The sequence below is a fragment of the Anaerobium acetethylicum genome (assembly GCF_900096945.1).
Lineage (GTDB): Bacteria > Bacillota > Clostridia > Lachnospirales > Lachnospiraceae > Anaerobium > Anaerobium acetethylicum.
On record NZ_FMKA01000003.1, the window covers coordinates 235,893 to 245,839 of the forward strand.

General features: G+C 46.5%; 8 protein-coding genes and 1 riboswitch. Of the genes, 2 read left to right on the forward strand and 6 right to left on the reverse strand.

All coding sequences use genetic code 11. The features are described 5' to 3' along the window. Positions 1-181: 181 nt before the first annotated feature. From BJR36_RS05260 to BJR36_RS20635, 3 genes are read right to left on the reverse strand one after another with little or no spacing between them, the layout of a single operon-like run. A complete protein-coding gene (locus BJR36_RS05260; protein ID WP_091231088.1) occupies positions 182-940 on the reverse strand; it encodes an amino acid ABC transporter ATP-binding protein in 759 nt (252 codons plus the stop codon). Between the two features lie 10 nt (positions 941-950). Further along, positions 951-1,601 carry an amino acid ABC transporter permease gene (locus tag BJR36_RS20630; RefSeq protein WP_242875464.1) on the reverse strand — a complete coding sequence of 217 codons (651 nt, stop codon included), beginning with the start codon at positions 1,599-1,601 and terminating at the stop codon, positions 951-953. 51 nt (positions 1,602-1,652) lie between these two features. Beyond that, complete coding sequence (locus BJR36_RS20635; RefSeq protein WP_242875465.1) at positions 1,653-2,495, reverse strand: amino acid ABC transporter substrate-binding protein; 843 nt, start codon at positions 2,493-2,495, stop codon at positions 1,653-1,655. A gap of 267 nt (positions 2,496-2,762) precedes the next feature. On the opposite strand from BJR36_RS20635, the gene BJR36_RS05270 reads away from it, so the two are divergent. Beyond that, complete coding sequence (locus tag BJR36_RS05270) at positions 2,763-4,397, forward strand: class I adenylate-forming enzyme family protein (RefSeq protein ID WP_091231091.1); 1,635 nt, start codon at positions 2,763-2,765, stop codon at positions 4,395-4,397. Positions 4,398-4,454: 57 nt separating this feature from the next. Here the strand turns inward: BJR36_RS05270 and BJR36_RS05275 are convergent, their stop codons facing one another. The 3 genes from BJR36_RS05275 to BJR36_RS05290 form a co-directional block, all read right to left on the reverse strand. Then, entirely contained in the window at positions 4,455-5,186 is a 732-nt protein-coding gene (locus BJR36_RS05275) for an amino acid ABC transporter ATP-binding protein (protein ID WP_091231094.1), read from the reverse strand. A 15-nt stretch (positions 5,187-5,201) separates the two neighbouring features. After that, positions 5,202-6,860: an ABC transporter permease subunit gene (locus tag BJR36_RS20955; RefSeq protein WP_207648818.1), complete on the reverse strand. Its 1,659-nt coding sequence runs from the start codon at positions 6,858-6,860 to the stop codon at positions 5,202-5,204. Between the two features lie 418 nt (positions 6,861-7,278). Further along, positions 7,279-7,460: riboswitch (Lysine riboswitch) on the reverse strand. 79 nt (positions 7,461-7,539) lie between these two features. Further along, positions 7,540-8,859 (reverse strand): MFS transporter, encoded by a 1,320-nt coding sequence (locus BJR36_RS05290; protein WP_091231100.1) that lies wholly within the window; start codon positions 8,857-8,859, stop codon positions 7,540-7,542. A 120-nt stretch (positions 8,860-8,979) separates the two neighbouring features. On the opposite strand from BJR36_RS05290, the gene BJR36_RS05295 reads away from it, so the two are divergent. Further along, positions 8,980-9,807, forward strand: a complete 828-nt coding sequence (locus BJR36_RS05295) for a helix-turn-helix transcriptional regulator (protein WP_091231102.1) — start codon at positions 8,980-8,982, stop codon at positions 9,805-9,807. The last annotated feature ends 140 nt before the right edge of the window (positions 9,808-9,947 follow it).

Below are 9,947 nucleotides of genomic sequence, written 5' to 3' on the forward strand. Positions count from 1 at the left end.
ATTCTGCGGCCCTACGTACCACTACGTCTTCATCTAAGCGAGAGCGCGCTGCGAATGAACATGTTTTGCATCACGTCCTGATTACACAGACGCCAGCCATCACGTCCTGATAGCGGAAAAAAACCGACCGGAACTGTTTAATCAGTTCCGGTCGGCTGGCTTTCCAATGACTGTTCAGGCCTTATCCGGCAAACTTTCCAATGAAATCCTTAATACGTTCATTCTCCGTATTGAAGATGTCCTCCGGAGTTCCCTCACCCTGAATCACGCCATCTTCCATGAAGATGATCCTGTCAGAAAGCTCTTTTGCAAACTGCATTTCATGGGTCACGATTATCATTGTCATATTATCCTGGGCAAGTTCTTTGATTACTTTCAGCACTTCCCCTGTAAGCTCAGGATCAAGAGCCGAAGTCGGTTCATCAAAGAACAGTATTTTGGGCTGAAGCGCCAGAGCCCTTGCAATGGAAACACGCTGCTGCTGTCCGCCCGAAAGCTGGAATGGATAAGCGTCCTTTTTATCTTCAAGACCCAGTTTTTTCAGAAGAGCCATCGCACGCTCTTCCGCTTCTTTTCTGCTGATCTTATCTACGCTCATTGGCGCGTCGATGATGTTTTTCAACACGCTGTAATGGGGAAAGAGATTGAAGCTCTGGAAAACCAGACCGAAGTGTTTGTGGATTCTCTTCAGATCCTTTTTTGAAGCATAGACGCTCCTGCCTTCGTTATTCATCTCTGCCGCATGCTCTCCAAGATAAATAAGCTCGCCGCCATCCATTTTCTCGAGCATGGTCGCGCAGCGGAGCACCGTGGATTTTCCCGAACCTGAAGGGCCAATGATGGATAAAACTTCACCTTCATTTACTGATAACGAAATGTCTTTGATTACTTCAAGGTCATCAAATGATTTTTTCATATGGTTGATTTCTAATATTTTCATCGTTTTCCCTCTATCTGTAATAGTTTAGTTTCTTTTCGAGCTGCTCCATCCCTAATGCAACCACAAGATTGAATATGTAATAGAACAGGCCTGCAACCATAAGCGGCATGATCGTCGTTTCAGAAGCCGCTATCTGTTTGGCAGCGGTAAACATTTCAACAACGGAAAGCACAAAAGCAAGGGAAGTATCCTTAACCAGCGTGATCGTCTCGTTTGTTACAGGCGGCAGAACGCGCTTGATTACCTGAGGCAGGATGATCTTGAAAAATGTCTGCCCTTTATTATATCCCAGTACCTTCGCTGCTTCATACTGGCCGACCGGCATGGATTCGATTCCCGAGCGGTAGATCTCTGCGAAATATGCCGCATAGTTCAGTACGAAAGCGACTATGACAGCCGTAAAGCGGTATGAACGCGGCAGCTGAAGCCCGAATACGTAAAATGGCGCAAAGTAGACCACAATCAGCTGCAGCATCAAAGGTGTACCTCGCATAACCGATATGTAGAACTTGGTTATAAGGCGCACCGGAAAAATTTTCGACATCCTTCCGAAAGATATCAGCAGTCCCAGGGGCAGCGAAAAAATAAGGGTAAGAGCAAAAACCTGGACAGTAGCAAGAAATCCCTTCCCCAACTGCATCAGCATAAATGAAAATTCCATATAAGTCCCTCCAAACGAAAAAGGGCAGATGCATCTGCCCTTTATAATTTTTTATTCACCCAGACAAACGCTGTCCTGTAAATCCCATTTTGTTGCAATTTCCAGGAACGTTCCATCCTCAAGCATTTCCATCATTGTCGCTTCGACCTGATCTCTGAGCTCTTCGTTTCCTAATTTGAATCCGATGCCATACTGTTCAGCTGAAAGGTATTCGTCAAGGATAAGGAAGGTATCTTTGTCACGTGAAGACATCTGCGCTTTTGCAACACCGATATCCATTGCGATTGCATCAACGCTTCCCATTTCAAGTTCCATGAAGGCTGTGTTGTAATCGCCAAATTCAACCATTTCAGTAAAGGATGCTTTCAAATCAGCATTGTCTTCGCTGTCAAGGGCTGCAAGGGCTGAAGAATCCTTCTGGACTGCAACCACTTTTCCTGCAAGACCTGCCTGGTCTTTGATTCCTGAAGCAGCGCCGACAACGAATACCTGGCTGTTGTTAACATAAGCAGAGCTCCATGTATAGTCCTTCTCACGTCCGTTGATTGTAAATCCGTTCCAGATACAGTCGATGGATCCTGAATTCAGCTCCATGTCTTTCGCATCCCAGTCGATCGGCTGCTTTACCAGTTCCCAGTCGTTGCGTTCGCAGACTTCCTGCGCCAGATCAAGGTCGAAGCCGACATATTCGCCGTTCTCGTCCATGAAGCCGTATGGTTCAAACTCAGCATCAAATCCAACAACCAGAGATGTTCTTTCAGATGCTTCCGCTGTCGTTCCCGTTTCCTTTGTCTCCGCTGCTGATGTGTCTTCTTTTTTATCTGTTCCGCCACAGCCCGCTAACGAACCTACTGCTAATGCCAATGCTAATAATAAGCTTATTTTTTTTCTCATACTTTCCTCCATTACTTGTCTATCTCTTTATCAATCTGCCACAGTAAAATCATGGCACTAAAGCATCATATCATATGGCTTTCATCAATGTCAATACAGCTGTCGTCCATTGCCGAATTTCTTATTAAAAGTAATCCTGTGTCCGACTCTGCCATAGGCACAGGATATCTAAAAGTTACAAAGAAATATCTCAAAAACGGTTTACTTTTTCACTTTAATGTGGCAAAATATTTATTAATATTGTTATTATTGAAAGGAAGTTAGATTATGCCTATAACGGATATATTGGAGCGCAATTGTCAATTATACGGAGATGACACCTGCCTCGTAGAAATCAACCCCGACATCCAGGAGACAAGACGCGTAACCTGGAAAGAATATGAACTGATTGAACCGACTCAGATGTCCAACTACCGCAGGGAAATCACCTGGAATGTGTTCAATGAAAAAGCAAACAGATTTGCCAATCTCCTTACCAGCAGAGGGATCAAAAAAGGGGACAAGGTCGCCATTCTTCTGATGAACTGCCTGGAGTGGCTTCCGATCTATTTTGGTATTCTAAAGACCGGAGCACTGGCAGTGCCTTTGAATTTCAGATACACCTCGGATGAGATCGAGTATTGCGTAAAACTGGCTGAAGCAGATGTGCTTATATTCGGACCTGCATTCATCGGCAGGGTTGAAGAAATTGCCGATGAAATCAGCAAAAACCGCCTTCTCTTTTTCGTCGGTGATAATGCGCCAAGTTTTGCAGAGGATTATTACGGACTTACCGCAAACTGTTCAAGCCAGTTCCAGCAAATTGAAATAACGGACGAAGACGATGCGGCAATCTATTTCTCTTCAGGGACTACCGGATTCCCTAAGGCCATCCTGCATAGCCATATGAGCCTCATGCATGCCTGCAGGGTAGAACAGGCGCATCACGGCCAGACTAAGGATGACATATTCCTCTGCATTCCGCCGCTCTATCACACAGGTGCAAAGATGCACTGGTTCGGAAGCTTTTTAGTTGGCGGCAAAGCCATCCTGCTCACAGGCACGAAGCCGGAATATATCCTGGACGTAGTATCCAAAGAAAAATGTACGATCGTATGGCTCCTTGTTCCATGGGCGCAGGATATACTGGATGCCATCGACCGGGGCGATATCAACCTGGACGACTATGAACTGTCCCAATGGAGGCTTATGCACATCGGTGCACAGCCTGTGCCGCCAAGCCTGATTGCACGCTGGAAGGAAAAATTTCCTCATCATGAATATGATACGAATTACGGCCTCAGTGAGTCCATCGGACCCGGATGCGTCCATCTGGGCGTTGAGAACATCCACAAAGTAGGTGCCATCGGCAAAGCCGGATATGGCTGGGAAGTAAAAATCGTTGACGAAAAACGGAACACGGTCGCTCGTGGTGAAGTAGGCGAGCTGGCTGTAAAAGGCCCCGGCGTCATGACCTGCTATTTCAACGACCCTGCAGCTACCGCGGAAGTCCTTCAGGACGGCTGGCTTTATACCGGCGACATGGCACAGGAAGACGAAGACGGATTTATCTTCCTTGTCGACCGAAAAAAAGATGTGGTCATCAGCGGCGGTGAAAATATCTATCCTGTACAGATTGAAGACTTCCTGAGGGCACACAACGCAGTCAAGGATGTCGCTGTGATCGGGCTTCCTGACAAACGTCTCGGCGAAGTCACAGCTGCCATCATAGAGATCAAAGACGGCTATACCTGCACAGAAGAAGAGATCAACAGCTTCTGCCATGAGCTGCCGAGATATAAAAGGCCCCACAAAATAATCTTTGCTGATATCCCAAGGAATCCTACCGGCAAGATTGAAAAACCGAAGCTCCGCAAGATCTACTGCAGCGAAAATCTTGTCGCTGCCCAGAACCGCGCTTAACAGAATATCAAAGAAACCCCGCATTTCCTGATGGAAAGCGGGGTTTCTCTTATATCATTAAAGTGTTCGTTTTAAGAATTCTCTCGTCCTATCCTGGGTTGGATTATTAAAGATCAGTTCCGGAGTACCCTCTTCTGCGATTACTCCTTTGTCCATGAATACGACCCTGTCAGAAACTTCCTTTGCAAACGCCATCTCATGGGTTACGACAAGCATGGTAAGCCCTGTGTGGGCAAGATCCTTCATGACCTTGAGCACTTCCCCTACCATTTCCGGATCGAGGGCTGATGTCGGCTCATCAAAGAGCAGCACATCGGGTTCCATAGACAAGGCTCTTGCAATGGCTACCCTCTGTTTCTGTCCGCCTGAGAGCTGGCTCGGTTTCGCATTTACATACTTTTCCATCCCGACATTCTTTAAATATTTCATGGCAACTTTTTTAGCATCTTCTTTCGAACGTCCTAAAACCTTGACCTGTCCCACAATACAGTTGTTCAGGACATTATGGTTATTGAATAGATTGAACTGCTGGAACACCATCCCCAGTTTTGTACGGTACTGGTGGATATCATGCTTTTCGTCCAGTATGTTTTCACCATTATAGATGATCATACCGCCGCTCGGCCTTTCAAGAAGGTTTATGCATCGGAGAAGCGTTGACTTTCCTGAGCCTGAAGAGCCAATGATGCAGACGACTTCGCCCTTGTTTACAGTAAAATCTATATCCTTCAAAACCTCATGGGTTCCGAAGGACTTGCTTAAGTGCTGTATCTCTATTACTTTTTCCATATTTTTTCCTCCTCTCTATGCCTGTCCTGCAGTGCTGTCAGTATCTTCGTCCGGCGCCTGATTCGTAATCATATTATAGTTGGCCGGACCGTCCAGACGTTTCTCGATATGACGCAATATTCTTGTTACGGTAAATGTCATAATAAAATACAGAATACATGCAACAAAGAAGGACTCGAAATATCTGAAGTTGTTGCCCGCTACTGATTTTGTCTGGAAAAACAGCTCCGTTACGGCAATTACGTTCAGTACGGAAGTATCCTTGATATTGATGACAAACTCATTACCTGTTGCAGGCAGAATATTTCTGATTACCTGGGGCAGCACGACGTTGGTCATTGTCTGCACATGGTTCATGCCGACAGCCTGTGCAGCCTCAAACTGGCCCTTGTCGATGGATACGATACCGCCGCGGATGATCTCCGACATATATGCACCCGTATTGATCGAAACAATGAAGATGGCTGCAGCCAGACGGTTCATGTGAATGTCAAAGGCAAGCGCAGATCCGTAGTAGATTACCATCGCCTGTACAATCATCGGTGTTCCCCTGAAAAATTCAACATAGACAGACAGCAGCCCGTTAATTATCTTCTGCGCTGTTCTTCCGGCTCCTTTCAACGGCATCGGTATGGTCTTGATTACACCAACCAGGAGTCCGATCAGGAATCCCAGAATCGTGCCCGTCAGTGAAATCAGAAGGGTCATTCCGGCGCCGCGCAGAAACATAGGGCCGTTTTCTTTCATGATATCGATAAACCACTGGAAGCTGGTCTTATTTCCTCCGGAAGCTGGCTGTTCCAAAATCGCCTCATCCATGAGTTCCGTACGTTCCTCTTCTGAAATGCCTGACAAAATCTCATTGATTTGTCCTGTCAGTTCGCTGTCCTTTGCGATTCCGACTGAAATCGCCGTATCCTCCTCAGCGGTGGCAAAACCCTTTCCTTTATCGAATTCCACCATCGCAAAGTTGCTGTTCGCCATTGACGCACTTACGCCTTCCGGCTTTTCAGACACATAGCCGTCTATCATTCCCGCTTCAAGCGCCACGCGCATGGCAGTAAAATTATCCATTGCCGTCTGCCTGATTACGCCTTCAATCTGATCTATGACTCCATAATGAAAGGTATTCAGCTGTGCGGTTATCTTCGCTCCCTTAAAGTCCGCAATGGAGGTGGCATCCTCATATGCTTCCCCTTTCTTCACGACGATGATCAGGTCTGACTTGTAGTAAATGTCCGAGAAGTCGATTGTTTCCTTACGCTCTGCAGTCGGCGACATGCCGGCGATGATAGCATCGATTTTTCCAGAAACCAGGGCCGGAACCAGACCGTCCCATTCCGTCTTTACAATTACCAATTTCTTTCCTAATCCTTCGGCAACCTTTTTTGCAATCTGGACATCATATCCTCCTGCATACTCTTTGTTTCCGTCAATCCTGACCGCACCGTTGCTGTCATCCGTCTGCGTCCAGTTAAACGGCGGATATCCCGCTTCCATGCCTACCCTGAATTCATCTTCACTTCCTGATGCCGATCCGTCTGCACTCTCAACAACAATATCGCTGCTCACTTCCGCAGCCTGCGCATACCTAGCGCTTCCTGCACCCAATCCTAGCAGCAGGGACATGGCCATCAAGATTGTAAAAATCTTCATCCATAACTTTCTTTTCATATTCAATCCTCCTGATCAATTTGTCTGATATTTTTCCATGCAGAAAGTTTTTTTATCTCACAAGGCGCTATTTCCTATACGGAATCGTGTGTCAAAAGCCCTTCTGAAATTTAGCTTCGTCAATTTGCACAGTGGCCACCTATCAAACAGTGATACAAAACATGAATTGATGAGCAGCTTTATGAAGACGTTGGTACTTAGGCCGCGTACTTTGCGGCCTTACGTACCACTACGTCTTCATCTAAGCGAGAGCGCGCTGCGAATCAACATGTTTTGCATCACGTCCTCATTACGAAAACTGTGCAAATTGACGACTACCATTTGTAGATGGGCTTTTGACACTCCCGCGAGATAAGAAAAGACCCGAGTTCTGCTCGGGTCAAAATGGGCACTACGCCCTGAATTCCTCTTTCTTCCCAACCGAGATAGCACAACTCAACAGACCGGATCTCCATTGAGACAGTCCTGCAGCTCTTAACTGCAGGCCCAGCAGACAGCATCGAGCCTGCCATCTGCTTCGGCGACATTTCCTTCTCAATAGTTTCCACGTTTCTCAAACTCCACTAAAGACTGTTAAATATCGCAACCTCTACCTCACAGAAGTGAGGTTTCTATTTACTTTTATTGTTTTTACAGTCTACAGCATGAACCTGCATCTGTCAATAAGCTGTGCTTATTATTACCTATTTTTTTCAAGGACGATCCTGATAAACAGCACACATCCGATCATCAATATTCCCGATATGGCAAACAGCATCTGCATGCCCGTTCCCGTGAAACCTCCTATTGCCATATCCGGCAGAAGCTTCAGCAGCAATGCTCCGCATAAGGATGCCGCAAATCCGCATATTCCGGCATAAGACGTGTTAGCGCTTACATAAATCACCCGGTTTTCCAGCGGTGCGAATGCATACTGTATGTTGAACATCGCAATGGCGATTCCTCCCCAGGCGATTCCCGAAAATACCTGCAGAACAGGCATCAGCACCACATAGGATTCCTGCGTCAGGAAAAACCAGCAGAAATGGATTACTCCAAGCAATGCTATGGACGCTTTGGTTACCCAGAGCCAGGATTTTTTGTCCGCCATCTGCCCCCATATGATGGCGGCCCCTACCCTCGCTGCTGATGATAGCAGCCCGACAGTAGTAATATAAAAATAATCCAGCTTCAGGCCGGTCACCATATAAATGGAAAAAAACGGGCCGGCTATCTGAAGGGCCAGATTCCAGAATACATAGAACAGGATTATCTTTCTGAACCCTTTATGGGCCAGGGGTTTTGTCAGGACATCCTTCAGGTTCACCTTTTCTCTCCTGATTTCCGATGCCGGTTCTTTTATGGAAGAAAGGCAATAGAAGTTGGTGAAGGCGATTGCCAATGCTGCTATCCCGATGACTGCAAATCCGAACAGCTCAGCCCCGGAAGACCGGTAATTGTCAAGCACCTTGCCCATGACCAGTGAAATAAGCGTTGCCGCACCCAATGCGTATGCGTCTTTTTTTCCAAGGTAGCTGCCTACATTATTGTTTGCCAGCAGCTGCAGAATCCAGTTCCCGGCACCTGTACCTATGAAAGTCCCACAGAAATGGGAAACCGAAAACATGATAATCATAGCTGTAATTCTTGCCGCTATTCCCTGTACGAAAAACGGTATGAAAAACATACCTGCAAGCAGAAGACGATGGATCAGCGCCATAATCGCGATCAGAAATTTTTTCTGTTTCAGGTTCTCGATCACTACCGATGAAAACAGCTGTGTGGCACATAAAAGCGTCGGGATGGAACCGATAATTCCGTTCAGTGACTCATCCGCACCGAGGGAAGCCACGTAGCCCGACAGAAAAGCTCCCGAAGTCAGTGTGAAGATTCCGTTGGCGCAGACACCCTCTAAAATGAACAGATTTCTGCTCCTTGAGTAGTCGGCTTCGCTGAGCGGACGCCTTGAAAAATAAGTATCTGTAAAATGTTTCCTAATAGTTGCTGTTAAATATGCCATGTTAAATCCCTTCCCTTAAAAAATATATACAGCTATATCTTGACATCTATCCTGTTCTGTTACAAGATGAGAATGGTCTATAAAAACAGTACAATTCCGACTTTTGAGAAAGGAGAAAATATGAAAAGCCTGTTGCATTTAAAAGCAGTTCTTCCCGTAAGTGCCCTGAATGCAGGGTATTTTATCTCCAGGGGGCTCGGCAGGCATGTCGAGCGTACAATCGATTCCTTTGAAATCATCTATGTGAATTCCGGTGTCCTTGGGATGTTTGAAGAGGATGTGACTTATAATGTCGAGCAGGGACAGGCCATCATCCTGTTTCCTAACAGGCACCATGGCGGTACCCGGCAGTTCGACAAGAACCTTTCCTTCTATTGGATCCATTTCAGGATTGACGAAGAGGCGGACGCTCTCGGAAAAGGCATCATGTCTCTTCCGCAGCTGATCAACCTGTCCAATCCCGAACAGTATGTAGAACTCATGCGCAGGTTCATTAAGCGGCAGGAATACGATTTCGAAAACAAGACTGTCCTGAACCTGATACTTCTTGAGATTCTATGTGAATTATCGGATTCCAGCTGTCCGATGAAGATCAGCAGCCCGAAGCTGGTGCTTGCAAACAATGCCGACCAGTATATCCGGCTCCATATCGAAGAGCCGCTCTCGTCATCCATTATCGCGGAAGCCCTGGACTGCAATACGGATTATCTCGGGAGGATCTTCAATCAGATTTACGGAAAGACCCTTACCGATGCCATACACGAGCACCGCCTGAACAAAGCCTCCAAGATGCTGATCGAAACCAGCCTGAATGGCAACGAAATCGCCTACCAGTGCGGATATTCGGACACGGACTATTTCAGAAGATGCTTCCGGAAGCACAGGGGGATGACGCCAAAGGAATACAGGCAGACCTACTGCCTTGTATCCACCAATATAGAGGAATAAGATAGAATTCGTCAATTTTCACAGTTTCCCAGAATGAGGACGTGCTGCAAAACATGTTCATTCGCAGCGCGCTCTCGCTTAGATGAAGACGTAGTGGTACGTAAGGCCGCAAAGTACGCGGCCTAAGTACCAACGTCTTC